Raw genomic sequence first — 16,740 nt, 5'->3', positions numbered from 1 at the left:
ATTATAAGCTGCAAGAAAGAGTCTTCTTCACAGATATCACAAAGCCTCACTGAAATTGATAAAAAAACGAGGGCCGGCATGACCCAGAAACCTATTATCAATAAATATGAAGACAAAGACATTCTAGAACTTCCGTCTATAGTTGAACTGAATGAAGAAGAACGATCATATTTAATGGGACTAGTTTCCTCCGTGCATCGCGTCATAGATGCAAGTTCCAATTTAGAAACTGAAGAATCCGAAATTCTGGGCGAAGGTAATTTTTTCTGGCCGAAAGATCCACAGGCACCCGTCATGCGATCTAAGTTTTATCACGAGAAAAATTTTCGGATGCGTGGAATCCACATAAACATCAGCAGGGAAGACAACGCGAAAAAATGGAATAAGGCTTGGATTTCAGCAACTCCCCGAAACTTTCCTATTGGGGTTTTCTCGATGAATCTGCCTGCGCAATTCTTTGACGACTATGTTCTCTTACGTTCAGAACAAGAAAATCGCCCCGAATACAGAATAAAAGATCCGTTAATCTTCGTTTTCGCCCTCAAAAGTAATAAAAAAATCTCCATGAAACTTGAGGCACGAAGCGATGTGGCTAGTGTTGCCGATGCTTATCCCAAGAGCTTTCACTTACTCGTGCTTGAGCGCGAATGAGCGACCGCTACCTTATTAAATCACCATGGCCTGAATAAGCTGGGTCCCTGGTTAATCAAGTGAAATTCCAGATCACATAGTTGAAGTTATCCAGACGAGGAAAAACCATGGCAGGAGCACTGATCAGACTCGGCGACAGAACCTCGCACGGCGGCGTCGTGCTGGAAGCCTCGCCCAACAGCGATATCGATGGCGTCGGCATCGCCCGCATGGGCGACAGGACGAGCTGTCCCAAGCATGGCCCCGGGCCGATCATCGAAGGCGATGCGACCCTGATCGTCGACGGCAAGGCGGCCGCGCGGCATGGCGACAAGACCGCCTGCGGCGCGACGCTGATCGCCGGCCAGCAAACCACCATCGACCAGGTCTGAGCCCATGTCCACCACGACTACGCCGCCGGCCCCGGGCTGGCTCGGCCGCATCGGTGGCAGGCTGCTCGCGCGCCAGGCTGTCGCACAGGCCGCCGCCGCGCCGGCGGTGCAGCAGGACGCCGTCCAGGAGCGACGCTGCCCGACCTTGTCCATCCTCGCCGGCGCGCTGCGCACGCCGCATGGCGCATCCGCCGAAGAACTGGGCGCCGCGCTTGCCGCCAACAAGGTCGACGCCGACCTTGACCGCGAACTGGTGGACGACGACGGTTTCCCGGTCATGAGCGCACGCTGCGAACAGGCCGGCGACGAGGCGGTGCGCGAAGAGATCGCCGACTGGCTGGACTCGTGCGCCGCGCCGGCGCCGCCCTTTGGCGACGAGGGGTGGCGCGCGCTCGTTCTCGGCACGGCGGTCCTGCGCGAGCTCGCCGATCGCGCGGCAGGGCTGCTGGGCGCGGACGAAGACGCGCCTTTCACGCTGCAACTGGCCTTGGTGCTGCCGGACGACTGGCAGGTGGAACAACGCCAGGCGGCAGCGATGTGGTGCAGGCAGGTGCTGGCGCAGGCTGGCTGGCCCGCGGCGCGCATCGACGTCACCGAAGCCGCAGCTCCTGCGCCATTCATTGCCCGGCTGGCGCAGCAAACAGAAAAAAGCGCGGAGCCCGCGGCGACGATCCTGCTCGCCTTCTGCTCCCACATCGGCCAGGAGACGGTCGACCGCTGGTCGGCCAACGGCACGCTGTTCACCTCCTTTCATCCGCGTGGCCGCATCCCCGGCGAAGGCGCGGCCGGCCTGCTGCTGGCGCCAGCGGCGAACGGCGCCGGCATTGCGCACGTCAGCCTGGAAGCCGACGCCTGCGATCCAGCATCCGCCAGCCTCAAACGCCTGTCGCCGCAGCGCCTGAACATGCTCGCCGGGCGCCTGCTGCAGGGCGCGGCGATCGCGCCGGCCGCCGTCGCCATGCTCGTCGCCGATGCCGGCGCCGACACGCGCCACGCGCTCGAACTGATGGAATTCGGCGACGCCACCACGCCGCACCTCGACAACGCCAGCGACATCGTCCGCCTCGGCCCGGCCTGCGGCACATGCGGCGCCGTGCCCTTCGTCGCCGCGCTGGCGCTGGCCGCGCACGCCGCGCTCGAACACGATGCGCCGCTGCTTTGCGTGGGCAACGACAGGCCGGACTTGCGGGCGCTGGCCCTGGTCCGCCCCGCTCCCAAGCCACAGGACACGCCATGAGTTCACCCTATTACGTGCCGTCGGGCCGCCTGCCGGCGCAGGCGATCGTCTCGACGGCGGCCTGCGCGCTGTTCGTCGTCATCCCGGCCTGGCTGTATGCCTGGCTGACGATCCACTCGCCGCTCATCCTGCTCAACTGGCTCGCCATGGGCGTCTTCGCGCTCGTCATGGGCGTGGCCGCGCGCGCGGTGGCGCGCCAGGCGAAGGCGCGCAACCCCATGTGGATGGGCAGATCGGGCCTGGCGATCGGCGTCGTGGGCTGGTACGCCCACTGGGCCGCCTGGCTTGCCATCGCCGACGCGGGCAGCTTCGCATCGCTGCTCGGCGCTCCGCAGGACATGTGGCGCTTCGGGATGGTGCTGGCGGAGAACGAAGTGCGCCACGTCGCGGGGATGCGGATCGAGGGCAGCGCGCTCGTCGCCGGCTGGGTCGTCGAATTCATCCTGCTGACCACCGTGCCCCGTTCGCTGGCGCGCGACGCGGCCGAGGAACCGTTCTGCGAGCTGAGCGACAGCTGGGCGACGCCGTTCGAGCTGCCGCGCAGATTCGCCTGGATCGAAGAACCCCATGTCGTCGTGCACCGGCTCGAAACCGCGCCCGGTGAACTGTTTTCGATCCTCGGCGCCAGCGTCGAGGCGGACGCCTCACGCTACAGCGCGGTGACGCTGTACCGCACCGGAGGCGACCCGTTCGTTTCGATCGACAACGTGAAGGTCGAGCGTGACGCAAAAAAGGAAAAGAAGACCACGCGGCCGGTCATCGCCTACCTGCGCCTGCCGGGCATGGATGCCGAACGGATCATCGAGGAATGCAGCGCACCGACCGCAATGAATGCAGGGGCGGCCCAGGCCGACCCGCCGGAACTGGCCGACGCCATCGACCATCTGGGCGCCGGCCGCCTGGAGGAAGCGCTGGCCGGCGCCATGCCCCATGCGGCGGCCACGCAGGACGGCTTGCGCATCGATGCGATCCGCCTGTGCGCGATGGCCAGCGCGCGCCTGGGGCGCTGGGCCGAATCGCTGCGCTACTGGAACGCCTTGTGCGACGAAGAGCCGAGCGCCTTCAACGCGCTGCAAACCGGATGCTGCTGCGCCATGACGGGCGACACGGCGCGCGGCGAAGAGTGGATCGCCTGGGCGCGCGAACGCAATGCCGCCTCGCGCGAAATGCCGGACCCGCAGATCGTGACCAGCTTCATCACTGCCCTGACCCAGTCGGGCCAGGCGGCGCGCGCGATGCCGTATCTCGAACAGATGCGCGCGATCTATACGGGCCTGGGCTGCCTTGATGCCACCTCGCTGTTCGTGCGCCGGGCGCCCCTGTTCGGCATCTTCCTGCAGAACAGCCTGCCCATCGTCCGCGCCGTGCTGGGCCAGGAGGAGGGACGCGCCTGGTACGCCGCGATGCTGCCGCATCTCGACGGGCCGGGAACCGAGGCGCTGGGCGCCTGGCTGGACGAGAATTTTGTCAGCATGGAAATGGAATAATCGCAGCCACGCCGGCCTCGGCCTGAAATAGCGGCAAATCCGCGACACTTGGTCGTATCGGGCGATGCTTTCGAGCAACTAAACCATCGTCTAGCGTATGATGGACAGCCCTACAACGAACATTCTGACGCGGTATGAAAACGGATATGGCACACCTGGACGTGACGCTCGGCGACGTCATCGAGGCGGCCAACACTCTCCAGAACGACAGGCAGCAAGTCACGATCGAGGCGGTGCGCGCCCTGATCGGCGCCGGGTCGACCAAGACCATCCACCAGCACCTGGCCACCTGGCGCGCCAGCCATGCGCAACCGGTCGAGACGCCGAAGGCCGAGATGCCGCCCGAGCTGCTCGCCGAACTGAGCCGCTGGGCCCAGCAGTATGCGCAGGATGCCGGCGCCGGCATGCGCGATGCGCTGGCGCGCGCCGAGAGCGACATGGATGCGCTGCTCGAAGCCGGCAATGCACTCGAAGCCGAGCGTGACGGCCTGAACGCCGAACTGAGCGATGCGCGGGTCGCGCGCGAACAGGCTCAGTTGATCGCGGATGAACGCAACGAAGAGATCGAGCGCCTGACGGCCGAGCTGCGCAATGCGCGCCAGATCGCCGCCGATGCGCTGGTCGGCAAGGCCAAGGATCAGTTGGCGATCGACGGCAAGGATGCCCAGCTGGCCGACCTGCGCCAGCAGCTCGAGCGCAACGTGGCGGCCACCGCGGCCGAGTCGGATGCGCGCCTGCGCGCCCAGATGGAGCTGGTCGGCGTCACGACCGAGCGCGACAACCTGGCGGCCGAGGTCAAGGAATTGCGCACCATGCTCGACAACTCGCGCAGCGAACGCAGCAATCTGCGCGCCGAACTCGAAGCCCTGCGCGCACGCAAATAAGCCTGCGTCGGCTGAAATACAAAAAGGCCTCGGTTCACTGAACCGAGGCCTTTTTTTTGTTGCATCACTGCTTGTTGAATGGCTGCGGCTCATGCCGCAGCCGTTCTCTACACCATTATTCCTGCGTTGCCGCCGGCACGTCCAGCGTGAACGCCTTCAGGCCCAGCGCAGCGCTGCTCTGCTGGCGGATCTGGTTGGCGAAGGCCGGATCGTCGTTCAGCTTGCGGCCGTACGAAGGAATCATTTCGTGCATCTTGGCTTGCCATTCCGGCGTTTCCAGCTTGTCGCGGAAGGCCGATGCCTTGAGCACCTTGAGCATGATCGGCGCGGCGGTCGAGGCGCCTGGCGATGCACCCAGCAGGGCGGTCACGGAGCCGTCAGCCGAGGCAACGACTTCGGTGCCGAACTGCAGCAGGCCACCCTTCTTCGGGTCGTCCTTGACGATCTGGACGCGCTGGCCGGCGTTGACCAGTTCCCAGTCTTCCATCTTGGCTTCCGGCAGGTACTCACGCAGGGTGGCCACGCGGTCTTCCTGCGAGTTCATCACCTGCTCGACCAGGTACTTGGTCAGCGGAATGTTGTCGATGCCAGCCTGCACCATCGGACGCACGTTGCCGGTGCCGATCGAGGCCGGCAGGTCGACCCACGAACCGTTCTTGAGGAACTTGGTCGAGAAGGTCGCGAACGGTCCGAACAGCAGGGCTTTCTTGCCGTCGATGATACGGGTGTCGAGGTGAGGCACCGACATCGGCGGCGAACCGACCGAGGCCTTGCCGTACACCTTGGCGTGGTGCGCTTCGATCAGCGCCTGGTTGGTGGTCACCAGCCACTGGCCGCCGACCGGAACGCCACCGTAGCCCTTGGCTTCAGGAATGCCGGTCTTTTCCAGCAGCGGCAGCGCGCCGCCGCCGGCGCCGATGAACACGAACTTCGCGCTCACGGTCTTGAGCTTGTTGTCCGCCAGGTTCTTGACGGTCACGTTCCACAGGCCATCCTTGCCGCGCTTGATGTCTTCGACCTGGCTACGCAGGTTCAGGGTCATGCCGTGGGTGCCGGTCAGGTGCTTGACCATGCTGCGGGTCAGGGTGCCGTAGTTGACGTCGGTACCGATGTCCATGCGGGTCGCGGCCACTTTCTGGTTCGCGTCGCGGCCGTTCATGACCAGCGGCGCCCACTTGCGGATCGTCTCATGATCTTCGGTGTACAGCATGCCCTTGAACAGGTTTTCCTTCTGCAGCGCATCGTAGCGCTTGCGCAGGTAGTTGATGTTGTCGTCACCCCAGACAAAGGCCATGTGCGGCACGTTGTTGATGAAGGTGTTCGGCGCGCCCAGGTATTCCTTCTTGACCTGGTAGGCCCAGAACTGCTTCGAGATCTCGAACTGCTCGTTGATGTCGACGGCCTTCTTGGTGTCGATGGTGCCGTCCGGCATTTCGGGCGTGTAGTTCAGCTCGGCGAAACCGGAGTGACCGGTGCCGGCATTGTTCATCGCGTCGGAGCTCTCGGCCGAGACCGAATCCATGCGCTCGAACATCTCGATCGTGAGTTCGGGATCGAGTTCCTTGAGCATGGTGCCGAGCGTGGCGCTCATGACGCCGGCGCCGATCAGGACGACGTCGACCGGCTTGTCATTGGAAGGAGCGGGGGCTTTACTGCAAGATGCAACGATGAAGCAAGAAAGGACAACTAGAAGCGAGGTACGCATACGAGTATCACCTGAAAAATGTTTGCGATGGCCTGGCATGCAATCAGATTTAAAAAGTTCAACGGCTCGGTAAAGGAATGTTTCCACACCGCCTGCTGGCGGTATCGAAGCACCGATAAGGAACGGGTTGTCGGGACCTGTCGCGATCCGTGAGAACAGCAACAAAACTCGGCAACCGACGCATAGCGAAGGCAAGGCAACGGTGAACTGGATGACAGTCAAACCGGCCTTGCAGGCAACACGGATATGACGCGCTGACATGGATTGTCAGGCAGGCCAGTCGATATCCCTGGCGTCCATTGAGCGGGAAGTCCTATAGAGGACTGAGCGGAGTATAGCCCAAACAAATCAGGCTTGCGCGGACCACCCCCGGTAAACGTGGCCCTCTCAGTATTCGACCTGTGGCGGACTCAGTAGTAGTACCGAGTCCGCCTTGGCGGAACGACATCACGCCGGCCCGGCCGGCGTTACGCACGCTAGCGCAGGTGGATTGCGGGCGGCCGCGGACGCTGCCAGCCGGCCTCGTCCTGGTTCGGGACAAAAAAGATTTTCAGCTGGGCCATTCCCGGCGAAACGAAGAAGACGCGCACACTGGCGTCCTCGCGGTGCCGCGTGCTGTACCACAGCGCGTCGCCATGCGCCAGGCCGCGCGCCGCCACCCTGTGCACCAGCAGGTCGGCCATGCCGCGTTCGACCAGGGCGACGCGCAGGTCGGCGTCACCGAAATTGCTGGCCTGATAAATGATCGCCATTGCGTGCTCCTTGTTCAGTCTTTCTTGTCGGCCTGTCCGGGAGTGTCCAGGCCCATGACGTCGAAGATGTGGACCTGGCCGCCCCTGCGCAGGAACAGCTCCTGGTACAGCTCGGCGGCGTTCAGCTTCCCCCATTCGGCGGCGCGACGCACCAGGTAGGGCACCGGGCTGTGCGGGTCATCACGCTGCAGGAAGCTGGCCGCCTGCTCGAGCAGCGCATACGCTTCGGCGCGATCGCGTATGGCGGCGGGCTCCGCCATGGTGGTCCGCGGCAGGATGACGTCTGCCGGCGTCGCGGCCGCTTCCTCGGGCGCCGCGGGCACGGCCGGCTCCGCCGGAATCGGACTCGGCCGCGCATGACGCGGCAGGCCGCGCCGCTCGAGTTCGGCCTCGAACAGTCCACGTGCCTGTTCCATCACTCCGGCGAACATGCCGAAGGATGGCGCGCCTTCGTCCAATCTCGGCTCGAGCACGTCGGCCAGGTGCTTCAGCATCGCCAGGGCGTCGGCCAGGTCGCGCTCCATGTCGGCGCAGGTGTCGTCCGCCACCGCCGCGAGCGCCGCGGACAGATCGGCGCCGGACGGGCCTTCGACGTTGCCGCAGGAATCGGTCTGGCGCAAGTGTTCATGGCGGCGCGCGCGTTCCCAGTCGGCGAGGGTGAACGGCTGGCCCTGGTGACCGAAGGCCAGCGGCACCTGGCGCAGGATCGGGGACAGCGCGTGGTTGACCCAGTGGAAGATGTTGGCGCGGCGCTCGTAGGTGTCGGCGGCGCCCTGGGGATGGATGTCGTCCCAATACTGCTCGCACAGGCGCGTCATGAGGTGCAGGCCGCCGGCGATCGCCGCAAACCCATGTTGGTGGATCTGGGCCTCGAGCAGCCAGGCGGCCACCTGCAGGTCCTTGCCGTGGCGGACGAGGGCCTCGCACGAGATGTGCATGATCTTGTCCCAATCCGGGCGCCGCAATTCGCCCGTGAACGCGCCCATCGGCAGGCTGGCGTCGCCGGCGGTGCGCCACTGGCGGATCGCCCTGACGATGCCATCGCTGGCTGCCTGCCCGGCGCCGGGTTCGCCCTCGATCGGCGCCAGCAGTTTTTCGAATGGCATGCCGCAGGCGTTGGAAAAGGCCTGCTCGGCGCGCTGGATGAGGTGTTGGTCGATCATGGGCGATCCTGTGTCTATGCGAAAAATGCGGGCGGCTGCCGGCCCAGCCGCCATATCATGCGGTCACCGACGATGGCGTCGTGATGCATGGCAGTCGCTGGAAAATGTCGTTGTCCGTTTCATTATCGACTACGGCAAATGCGTCCAGTCAGACCGCAGGCCAGTCGAGCCGCTGCATCCGGTTCTCTGCCGCTTCCGGACGCCCGAACAGATAGCCCTGGAAGTGCGAGCAGCCTTCTTCCACCAGGCGCCGCAGCTGCTCCTCGGTCTCCACGCCCTCGGCCGTCGTCTCGATCAGCAGGCTGCTGGAGAGGCCGGTGATGGCGCGAATGATCGCCACCGCTTCCCGGCTCTGCCCGATCTCTTGCACGAACGACTTGTCGATCTTAATCTTGTCGAAGGGGAAAAAGCGCAGATAGCTCAGCGAGGAATAGCCGGTGCCGAAGTCGTCGAGCGAAATGCGCACACCCAGCTTCTTCAAGGCCTTCAGGGTGCGGATATTGCCATCGCTATTGTCGAGCAATACCGACTCGGTGATCTCGAGTTCCAGCCGCTCGGCGGCAAGGCCGGAATCGGCCAGCGCCAGCGCCACCATGCTCACCAGTTCGCTGCTCTTGAACTGGATCGGCGACAGGTTGACGGCGATCGTTTCGCCGTTGGTCCAGGTCGCCGCTTCCTGGCAAGCGAGGTTCAAGGCGCGCGCGCCGAGCTCGTGGATCAGGCCGGTTTCCTCGGCGATCGGTATGAAGTCGATCGGCGCAATCGCACCGCGCTCCGGATGCCGCCAGCGGATCAGGGCCTCATAGCCCGAGATGCGGTTGCCGGCCTTTTCGACGATCGGTTGATAGTGCATCTGCAGCTCGCCGCGGTGCAGCGCGCGGCGCAGGTCGATCTCGATCTGGCGCCGCACCCGCGCCGCCGCCTCCATCTCGGGCTGGAACACCTCGTGGCGGTTGCGGCCGTTGCGCTTGGCTTCATACAAGGCCATGTCTGCGTGCTGCAGCAATTGCTCGGCCGTGTTGCCGGCGGATGTGGACAAGGCGATGCCGACGCTGATGCCGACCGCGAAGCTGTGGCCCTCGATCGAGAATGCCGGCGCCACCGCCTCGATCAGGCGCTGCGCCGCCTGTTGCGCTTCTTCCAGGCGCTTGATGCGCGGCAGGACCACGGCGAACTCGTCGCCGCCCAGGCGCGCCAGCGTGTCCTGGTCGCGCAGGCATTTGCGCAAGCGGCCCGCCAGCGTCAAGAGGATCTTGTCGCCGAAGCCATGGCCGTAGGCGTCGTTGATGTTCTTGAAATTGTCCAGGTCGAGGCACAGGATGCCCACCCCGGAGTCATCCTCCGCGCTGTGCGAGAGCGCGCTCTCGAGGCGTGCGTTGAACAGGTTGCGGTTGGGCAGATTGGTCAGGCCGTCGTGCTGCGCCATGTGGTGGATTTGCGCATACGCGGCCAGCTCGTCGGTCACGTCTTCGGTGATGATCAGGACGTAATCGCCCTCGCCGTCGGGCTGCTTGCCCAGCACCGTGCGGCTGCGCAGGCTGCGCGGGCCGACCGAGGTTTCGACCAGCACGGCGTCGTCCAGCCCGACCCTGGTGGGCGCCGCATGCGCCGTCTGGCGCTCGACGTAGTCGGCCACGCTCGGGCTCAGGCAATCGCCGACTGGCAAGCCCTTGAGGTCGACATAGACCTGGGCGAACAGGCGCTGCGCCTGCTGGTTGGCCAGCAGAATGGTGCGCGATGCGACGTCCAGCACCAGCACGCTGGCCGGGATGTTGGCGATCACCGAATCGAGGAAGTGCGACAGCGAGGCCATCTGGCGGCTATAGGCTTCGGCCAGCTCCTTGGCCTCGACCAGCTTGCGCCGCTGCTGGTGGCGTTCGGTGATGTCGCGCGTGATCTTGGCAAAGCCGACCAGGGCGCCGTCATCGTCGCGGATGGCGTCGATCACCACATGGGCCCAGAACGCGCTGCCATCCTTGCGCACACGCCAGCCCTGGTCTTCGAAGCGGCCGGTGCGGGTGGCGATCTCGAGGTTGATGTCGGGCAGGCCGGCCTCCCGGTCCTCGGCGCCGTAGAAGCACGCATAGTGGCGGCCGACGATCTCGCCGGCGGTATAGCCCTTGGCGCGCTGGGCGCCGGCGTTCCAGCTGGAGACGACGCCGGTCGGCGTGAGCATGTAGATGGCGTAGTCGACCACGCCCTGGACGAGCAGGCGGTACATCAGGTCGGGGTTCTCGGCGTTCATGGGCGTAGCATTGGCAATCGGGCACCGGACAGACGCAGTGCGGCGTCCCTGGCCGCGTGGACGCGCCGGGGCGGTCGGTCAGGAGCTTGACTATACAGGATTTAGTTCTTTGTAGAACTATTTCCGGTGCGCGCTCCATACGGGTCGCGAGCGACCAGGCGCGGATTGCCGGTGTGCTCGTAGCGCAGGCGCAAGTCGCCTCCCAGCGTCAGGCGCACATGGTCCGCGAGCGGGCGGCCCTTCCAGCATGCGGTGCGGCTGCCTTGCCGGCCGCATCCCTGGCGCTGGGCCTTGACGTCGTCGTCGAAGCGCTACGGCTGGAACTGCGCGAGCGCGGCGTCGGCTGCCAGCAGCAAAGGAATGGCGAGCCAGGCCGCGTGCGCATTCACCTTACCGCGCCTGGTAATAGCCGCCGAAGTGCTTGATCGGCGACCACGCGGGCAAGATCTCGGGCAATGCCGGCGACAGCGAACCGTAGTCCTGTGCGCCGTACACCACCCGGCCATCCATGACCGTCAGGACCGAGGAAACGGACTTGATCTGGGCTTCCGGCACCGTAAAGTAATCCCGGTCGAGCAGCGCGAAGTCGGCGAGGTAGCCGGGGGCGATCATGCCCATCTCGGACTCGGTGTTCATGAACCACGCCGCATTGCGCGTAAACAGCTTGAGCGCTTCTTCACGTGTGAGGCGGTTATTCCGGGCCAGGATCTCGGCGCCGGAGATCGATTTGCCGGACACCATCCAGCTGATGCCGATCCACGGATTGAACGAGGCGGCGCGGAAGGCGTCGGTGGTCATGGCCAGCGGCACGCCGCTGTCGACGAGCTCGCGCAGGCGCGGGGTGATCAAGGCCTTGTCGCGGCCGTGGGTCTTGACGAAGCTGTCGCCATGCAGCGCCATCTTGGTGTCCAGGGCGATGCCGCCGCCCAGCGCCTTCACGCGGGCGACGTTGGCCGGACTGATGGTCTCGGCGTGTTCGAGGCTCCAGCGCAGGCCGTCGAGCGGCATCTTCTGGTCGAGCTTCTCGAGCGCATCGAGGAAGGGCGTGATGTTCTCGTCGTAGGTGATGTGCTCGCGGAAGGGAATGCGCCGCTGGACCAGCTTGGCGATGTCGCGCTCGACCAGTCGATGCATCTTGGAAGGCTCGATGATGACCGCCGGACGGTCGAAGTTTTCGTGGTCGTGCACCTCCACCGCCAGCAGCTCGCCGGCGCCTTGATAGGAATGACCATGGGCCAGGTGCGGGTGCAGGTTGTGGCCGGGAGCGATCGGCGCCGTCCTGGTGATCGCCGTGATCTGGGCGTCCACCACGTTGAAGTCGGCGCCGTCGCCGAACTGGATGTCCATGAAGGGCATGCGGATGTTGAGGCGGTTGTCGCGGGCGAGGGCGTCCACGGTGCGCACGGCCTTGGGATAGCCGCGGAAGCCCGTGCCCGCATCGACGATCGACGTGACCCCGACACGGTTCAGACTATGCACCGTCTGGACCAGCGAGCTCACCTCTTCCTCCGGGGTGAGCTGGGGGACCATGGTTTCCATGGTGATGAAGGTGAACGTGAAGCCGTGGACCACGCCCGTAAGGCGGCCCTGCGCGTCTTTCTCCAGCTCGGTGCCCGGCAGGTTGGGGAACCTGTCGGTGCCGGCGCCGAGGGCGTCCAGCGCCTGCTGGTTCAGGAAGGCGCGGTTGTAGGCGTACTGCACGATGAGCGGACGGTTGGGGACGGCCTTGCGCAGTTCGTCCATGGTGGGGAAGCGGTTTTCCTCGAACTGGTAGGGAGACCAGCCGCCGATCACCTTCACCCAGTGGCCTTCCGGGGTGCGCCTGGCTTGCTCGCTCAGCATCTGCAGGGCCCGGCGCAGCGTGGGCACGCCGTCCCAGCGCAGGGTGTAGTTGTAGCCGCCCTCGTTGAGCACGTGGGTGTGGGCGTCGATGATGCCCGGGATGAGTCGGCGGCCGCGGGAATCGATGATTTTCGTGTTGGCGTTCTTCAGGCACAGCACGTCGGCATCGGTGCCGACCGAGTAGATGCGGCCGTTCTTGACGGCCACGGCGGATGCCGATGGTTGTGCCGGATTGCCGGTGTAGATCTTGGCGTTATGGACGATCAGGTCGGCGCCTGGCGTTTCCTGAATGGCTTGCGCGAAGGCGTTGTTCAGGCCACTTAATACCATGAGTCCGATGAATAAAATCGACTTCACTGCTGCTCCCCATTCGATGGATTGAAACCACATTGAATGAGAGAAGGTTACCTAGACGGTTCAGCACAGTCACTGATCGTTCCTGCTGTTAGCAGCACGATTCGATCATGGCGTTGTGCTCGAGGTATTCGACAGCATCGTAGCGGCGATATCCAGCATCGCCCGCAGGCGATCCATATGCCGCAGGTCGTGATGGTACCCCACCCAGATATCCCTGCCCGGGGGTTGGTCCGGCATGTCGATGCGCTGCAAGCCAGATAGCGCATCGCCAAGCGGCCTCGGCAGCACTGCAATGCCCATGCCTTGCAGGCACATCTGTGCCTGGACGGCCCGGCTCGTGCTCGTGAAGACCCGCCGCGACAGTGGAAACCTGTCGAGCAGCCAGGCGACATCGGGAAAGTGGGACTGCGCCGTATTCATGAGAACAAGGCCGACCGATGCCGGATCGGCCTGCAGTGCGGATGCGGTGTCGGCCGAGCCATACACACCATATGCCATGCTCATCAGGCGGCGCTGGACGATGTCCGGTTCGCTGAAAGGAACGAGGCGAAACGCCACATCGGCCTCGCGGCGCGACAGGTCGAGCAGGCGGTAGCTGGCGATGACTTCCGGCACGACCGCCGGATGGCGGCGCGTCAATTCGGCCAGGACAGGCGCCAACACATAGCCTGCGAACCACTCTGCCGAGGATATCCGCAACATGCCTTCGAGGCGGTCGTGATTACCCGCCAAACGTCTTTCCATGGCCAGCGCGGAATTTTCCATGGATTCGGCCAGCGCCAGCACGCCGTCCCCGGCATCCGTGAGCACCAATCCATCCCTGGTCCGGCGAAACAGCGCCTGCTGCGCCTCGTCTTCGAGCGCCTTGATCCGGCGGCCGACTGTCGGATGGCTCACACCCAGCGTCCGGGCGGCTTCACCGAACGATCCGCCGCGCACCACTGCCAGGAAGACGCGGACGTCGCTCCATTCCATGTCGTCGCTACCCGTTCAAAAATGTACTTGGAATATACATGGATGGCAGTTCTCAAACAATATCGTAAGGGGCACCATGGCGCTTCAAGCGTGCCGGCCCATTCCGGGCTGGCCTCATCCGGGATCGCAAGACATGAACAAGTTAGCAGACAAGGTCGCCATCGTGACGGGCGCGTCGAAAGGGATCGGCGCGGGCATCGCGCGCCGGCTCGCGGCCGATGGCGCGAAGGTCGTCGTCAATTACGCCTCGAGCAAGAGCGGTGCAGACAAGGTGGTCGCCGATATCGAAGCCGCCGGCGGGTTCGCGGTGGCGGTGGGCGCGGATGTCACCAACAAGACGGAGGTCGAAGCGCTGGTGAAGGCGGCGATCGACCATTTCGGGCGCCTGGACATCGTGGTCAACAACTCCGGCATCTACCAGTTCGCGCGGATCGAAGAGACCACCGAAGAACGCTATCGCAAGCAGTTCGACATCAACGTCCTCGGTCCGCTGCTGGTCAGCGCCGCCGCCGCGCCACACCTGGGCGAGGGCGGCAGCATCATCAACATCGGTTCCAACGTCACGAGCGTTCTTCCGGTCGAGAGCGCCATCTACAGCGGCACCAAGGGTGCGATCGACGTCATCACCGGCGTGCTGGCGCGCGAACTCGGTCCGCGCGGCATCCGCGTCAATGCGGTGAATCCCGGCCTGATCGAGACCGAAGGCACGCACACCGCCGGGGCAATCGGATCCGACTTCCAGACCTGGAACGAGGAACGGACACCGCTCGGCCGCAGCGGCCAGGTGCAGGACATCGCGCCGATCGTGTCCTTTCTGGCGTCAAGCGATGCCGGCTGGGTGACGGGCGAGATCGTCCTGGGTTCGGGAGGCATGCGCTGATGGAGATCGGCATCATCGGCCTGGGCGCCATGGGCCGCGCGATCGCGCGCAATCTGGCTGCGGCGGGGCATGCGGTGAAGGCGTGGAATCGTTCCGGTGGAGACGTCGCGGGCGTGCGGATGGTGGAGACGCCGGCGCAAGCGCTGCAGGCGGACGTCGCCTTGACGATGCTGTCCGACGATGCCGCGATCCGCAGTGTCTTGCTGGAGACCGGGGCGCTGGCGCAGGCGCGCAGAGGATTGGTGCACATCGTTGCATCGACCATCTCTGTCGCCTTCGCACGGGAACTCGTCGAATGTCACCGCACTGTGAAAATTGGCTACGTGGCCGCGCCGGTGCTGGGGCGGCCGGACGTTGCCGCCAAGGGGGAACTGCAGGTGCTGGCCGCCGGTCAGCCCGCGGCACTGGACACGGTTCGGCCAGTGCTGGAAGTCATCGGCAAGCGCGTATGGGACATGGGCGCGGAACCGCCCACGGCCTATGCCGCCAAGCTCGCCTGCAACATGATGATCACGATGGCGATCGAGGCCATGGCCGAAGCCGTTGTGCTGACCGAATCGCATGGACTGGCGCGCGAGCGGTTCTTCGACCTGATCCTGCATACCCTGTTCGGCAGTCGTTCATACCAGGTGTATTCGGCCAATATCATGCACGAGCGCTACGAGCCGGGATTCAAGGCATCGCTGGGCTTGAAGGATTTGCGGCTTGCGCATGCGGCGGCGGAACAGCTGGGGCGGCAGCTGCCGATGCTCGATGCGGTTCGTCAGCGAATGGGCGAGGCTGTCAGTGCCGGCGGTGGTGAAAGGGATTGGTCGGTGATGGCTGACTACACCATTCGGTCGGCATAGTATAGTGGACCCCGAATCTGAGACGGTGGTTTAAGCTGTCGTCCGCGAAAGGATGACAGCGAATGAGTGAAGGTAAAAAACGCAGGGTGCACAGCGCCGAGTTCAAGGCCAAGGTTGGGTTGGAAGCGGTGCGTGGGGTGAAGACGGTGACGGAGATTGCGCAGGAATTCGGCGTGCATCCAGTACTGGTGGGCCAGTGGAAGAAGGAGATCCTGGAGAACGCCGGCGCCCTGTTCGACGTCAAGCGCGGGCCGAAGCCGGTGGACGAAAGCAGCCCGGAGGACAAGCTGTACAGCGAGATCGGCAAGCTGAAGATGCAGGTGGATTGGCTCAAAAAAAAGCTTGGGGAATGAGTCCGGCCGAGCGGGCACGGTGGATCGAGCGCGAGGACAAGATACCGCTGACGATGCAGTGCGAGCTGGCCGGCGTGCCGCGTTCGACCGTGTATCGGCGGCTGGAGGCGGCGGCCCGACAGGAATGCATCGAGGAGGAGGACGGCCAGCTGCGCGCCCTGATCGACGAGGAGTACACCAGCCGCCCGTTCTACGGCAGCCGGCGCATGGCGGTCTTCCTGCGAGGCCGAGAGCACCGCGTCAACCGCAAGCGCGTGCAGCGCCTGATGCGGGAAATGGGCTTGGCGGGCATGGCGCCGGGGCCGTCCACGAGCAAGCCGCACCCGCAGCACAAGGTCTATCCCTATCTGCTGCGCGGGGTGGCGGTCACGCGGCCGAACCAGGTGTGGAGTACGGACCTGACGTACATTCGGCTGGCGCGCGGCTTTGCCTACCTGGTGGCGGTCATCGATTGGTACTCGCGTCGTGTGCTGGCCTGGCGCATCAGCAACAGCATGGACGCGTCGTTCTGCGTGGACTGTCTGGAGGAGGCATTGCGCCACCACGGCAAGCCCGAGGTATTCAACAGCGACCAGGGCTCGCAGTTCACCAGTGACGCCTTTACCAGCGTGCTCAAGCGCGAAGGCGTGGCCATCAGCATGGATGGGCGAGGACGGGCGCTGGACAACATCTTCGTCGAGCGCCTGTGGCGCAACGTGAAGTACGAGGACGTGTACCTGAAGGGCTACGCCAACATGGCCGAGCTGACAGTCGGCCTGGCACAGTACTTCGCGTTTTACAACGCCGAGCGTCCACACCAGGCGCTGGGCTACGAGACGCCAGATCATGTCTACCGTGCCGGTGTTGGAGGAGGTGCGTTGATCGTCGACAAGTTCGGCGACGCGGACCAAGAGCCGGAGAAAAACGGCGGAACGGGGCAGCGCCGGGCAGCTGCTGAAGTGGAAATGGACACAGCTTAAACTAGCCGGCTGAGTGTCTTGACTGATGGGT

At 64.5% G+C, this 16,740-nt stretch carries 14 protein-coding genes; 8 read left to right on the top strand and 6 right to left on the bottom strand.

What is annotated here, in order from left to right; translation table 11 throughout:
• The first annotated feature begins 78 nt into the window (after positions 1–78).
• From HMPREF9710_RS27695 to HMPREF9710_RS04175, 5 genes are all read left to right on the top strand, one after another.
• Positions 79–651, top strand: coding sequence for a hypothetical protein (locus HMPREF9710_RS27695; RefSeq protein ID WP_157225430.1), 573 nt, complete (start codon positions 79–81; stop codon positions 649–651).
• 107 nt (positions 652–758) lie between these two features.
• Entirely contained in the window at positions 759–1,022 is a 264-nt protein-coding gene (locus HMPREF9710_RS04190) for a PAAR domain-containing protein (protein WP_005664197.1), read from the top strand.
• 4 nt (positions 1,023–1,026) lie between these two features.
• Positions 1,027–2,259: a hypothetical protein gene (locus tag HMPREF9710_RS04185; protein ID WP_005664195.1), complete on the top strand. Its 1,233-nt coding sequence runs from the start codon at positions 1,027–1,029 to the stop codon at positions 2,257–2,259.
• A complete protein-coding gene (locus tag HMPREF9710_RS26445) occupies positions 2,256–3,746 on the top strand; it encodes a hypothetical protein (RefSeq protein WP_005664193.1) in 1,491 nt (496 codons plus the stop codon). Before HMPREF9710_RS04185 ends, HMPREF9710_RS26445 begins: the two co-directional genes overlap by 4 nt.
• A 146-nt stretch (positions 3,747–3,892) precedes the next feature.
• Positions 3,893–4,630: a DNA-binding protein gene (locus tag HMPREF9710_RS04175; protein WP_229409726.1), complete on the top strand. Its 738-nt coding sequence runs from the start codon at positions 3,893–3,895 to the stop codon at positions 4,628–4,630.
• A gap of 115 nt (positions 4,631–4,745) precedes the next feature.
• Here the strand turns inward: HMPREF9710_RS04175 and mqo are convergent, their stop codons facing one another.
• The 6 genes from mqo to HMPREF9710_RS04145 form a co-directional block, all read right to left on the bottom strand.
• A complete protein-coding gene (gene mqo, locus HMPREF9710_RS04170) occupies positions 4,746–6,335 on the bottom strand; it encodes a malate dehydrogenase (quinone) (protein ID WP_005664189.1) in 1,590 nt (529 codons plus the stop codon).
• Positions 6,336–6,811: 476 nt separating this feature from the next.
• Complete coding sequence (locus HMPREF9710_RS04165) at positions 6,812–7,087, bottom strand: 7(1) septoil knot domain-containing protein (protein WP_005664187.1); 276 nt, start codon at positions 7,085–7,087, stop codon at positions 6,812–6,814.
• Between the two features lie 14 nt (positions 7,088–7,101).
• Positions 7,102–8,250, bottom strand: a complete 1,149-nt coding sequence (gene tssA, locus HMPREF9710_RS04160) for a type VI secretion system protein TssA (protein WP_005664186.1) — start codon at positions 8,248–8,250, stop codon at positions 7,102–7,104.
• A 148-nt stretch (positions 8,251–8,398) separates the two neighbouring features.
• Positions 8,399–10,495, bottom strand: coding sequence for a putative bifunctional diguanylate cyclase/phosphodiesterase (locus HMPREF9710_RS04155; protein ID WP_005664183.1), 2,097 nt, complete (start codon positions 10,493–10,495; stop codon positions 8,399–8,401).
• Between the two features lie 390 nt (positions 10,496–10,885).
• Positions 10,886–12,694 carry an amidohydrolase gene (locus HMPREF9710_RS04150; RefSeq protein WP_005664181.1) on the bottom strand — a complete coding sequence of 603 codons (1,809 nt, stop codon included), beginning with the start codon at positions 12,692–12,694 and terminating at the stop codon, positions 10,886–10,888.
• A gap of 105 nt (positions 12,695–12,799) precedes the next feature.
• Positions 12,800–13,669: a LysR family transcriptional regulator gene (locus tag HMPREF9710_RS04145; protein WP_005664180.1), complete on the bottom strand. Its 870-nt coding sequence runs from the start codon at positions 13,667–13,669 to the stop codon at positions 12,800–12,802.
• 133 nt (positions 13,670–13,802) lie between these two features.
• On the opposite strand from HMPREF9710_RS04145, the gene HMPREF9710_RS04140 reads away from it, so the two are divergent.
• The 3 genes from HMPREF9710_RS04140 to HMPREF9710_RS04125 all read left to right on the top strand — a co-directional run bounded on the left by HMPREF9710_RS04140 (position 13,803) and on the right by HMPREF9710_RS04125 (position 16,709).
• Positions 13,803–14,549 (top strand): glucose 1-dehydrogenase, encoded by a 747-nt coding sequence (locus HMPREF9710_RS04140; RefSeq protein ID WP_005664177.1) that lies wholly within the window; start codon positions 13,803–13,805, stop codon positions 14,547–14,549.
• A complete protein-coding gene (locus HMPREF9710_RS04135) occupies positions 14,549–15,397 on the top strand; it encodes an NAD(P)-dependent oxidoreductase (RefSeq protein ID WP_005664175.1) in 849 nt (282 codons plus the stop codon). The genes HMPREF9710_RS04140 and HMPREF9710_RS04135 overlap by 1 nt, the downstream gene beginning before the upstream one ends.
• Positions 15,398–15,459: 62 nt before the next feature.
• Positions 15,460–16,709 (top strand): IS3 family transposase gene (locus HMPREF9710_RS04125; protein WP_229409725.1). Its coding sequence is split into 2 segments (ribosomal slippage): positions 15,460–15,745 and positions 15,745–16,709, totalling 1,251 coding nucleotides; the frame shifts between segments, so codons are not numbered across the junction.
• Positions 16,710–16,740: the final 31 nt, after the last annotated feature.

The sequence above is a fragment of the Massilia timonae CCUG 45783 genome (genome assembly GCF_000315425.1).
Lineage (GTDB): Bacteria > Pseudomonadota > Gammaproteobacteria > Burkholderiales > Burkholderiaceae_D > Telluria > Telluria timonae.
This window is presented reverse-complemented; position numbering and strand designations above follow the sequence as displayed.

What these genes read in the sequence shown, in the direction of transcription:
- HMPREF9710_RS04140 (WP_005664177.1), top strand. Translation starts at nt 13,803, where the DNA reads ATGAACAAGTTAGCAGACAAGGTCGCCATCGTGACGGGCGCGTCGAAA.
- HMPREF9710_RS04135 (WP_005664175.1), top strand. Translation starts at nt 14,549, where the DNA reads ATGGAGATCGGCATCATCGGCCTGGGCGCCATGGGCCGCGCGATCGCG.
- mqo (WP_005664189.1), bottom strand. Translation starts at nt 6,335, where the DNA reads ATGCGTACCTCGCTTCTAGTTGTCCTTTCTTGCTTCATCGTTGCATCT.
- tssA (WP_005664186.1), bottom strand. Translation starts at nt 8,250, where the DNA reads ATGATCGACCAACACCTCATCCAGCGCGCCGAGCAGGCCTTTTCCAAC.
- HMPREF9710_RS04165 (WP_005664187.1), bottom strand. Translation starts at nt 7,087, where the DNA reads ATGGCGATCATTTATCAGGCCAGCAATTTCGGTGACGCCGACCTGCGC.
- HMPREF9710_RS26445 (WP_005664193.1), top strand. Translation starts at nt 2,256, where the DNA reads ATGAGTTCACCCTATTACGTGCCGTCGGGCCGCCTGCCGGCGCAGGCG.
- HMPREF9710_RS04190 (WP_005664197.1), top strand. Translation starts at nt 759, where the DNA reads ATGGCAGGAGCACTGATCAGACTCGGCGACAGAACCTCGCACGGCGGC.
- HMPREF9710_RS27695 (WP_157225430.1), top strand. Translation starts at nt 79, where the DNA reads ATGACCCAGAAACCTATTATCAATAAATATGAAGACAAAGACATTCTA.
- HMPREF9710_RS04155 (WP_005664183.1), bottom strand. Translation starts at nt 10,495, where the DNA reads ATGAACGCCGAGAACCCCGACCTGATGTACCGCCTGCTCGTCCAGGGC.
- HMPREF9710_RS04185 (WP_005664195.1), top strand. Translation starts at nt 1,027, where the DNA reads ATGTCCACCACGACTACGCCGCCGGCCCCGGGCTGGCTCGGCCGCATC.
- HMPREF9710_RS04175 (WP_229409726.1), top strand. Translation starts at nt 3,893, where the DNA reads ATGGCACACCTGGACGTGACGCTCGGCGACGTCATCGAGGCGGCCAAC.
- HMPREF9710_RS04145 (WP_005664180.1), bottom strand. Translation starts at nt 13,669, where the DNA reads ATGGAATGGAGCGACGTCCGCGTCTTCCTGGCAGTGGTGCGCGGCGGA.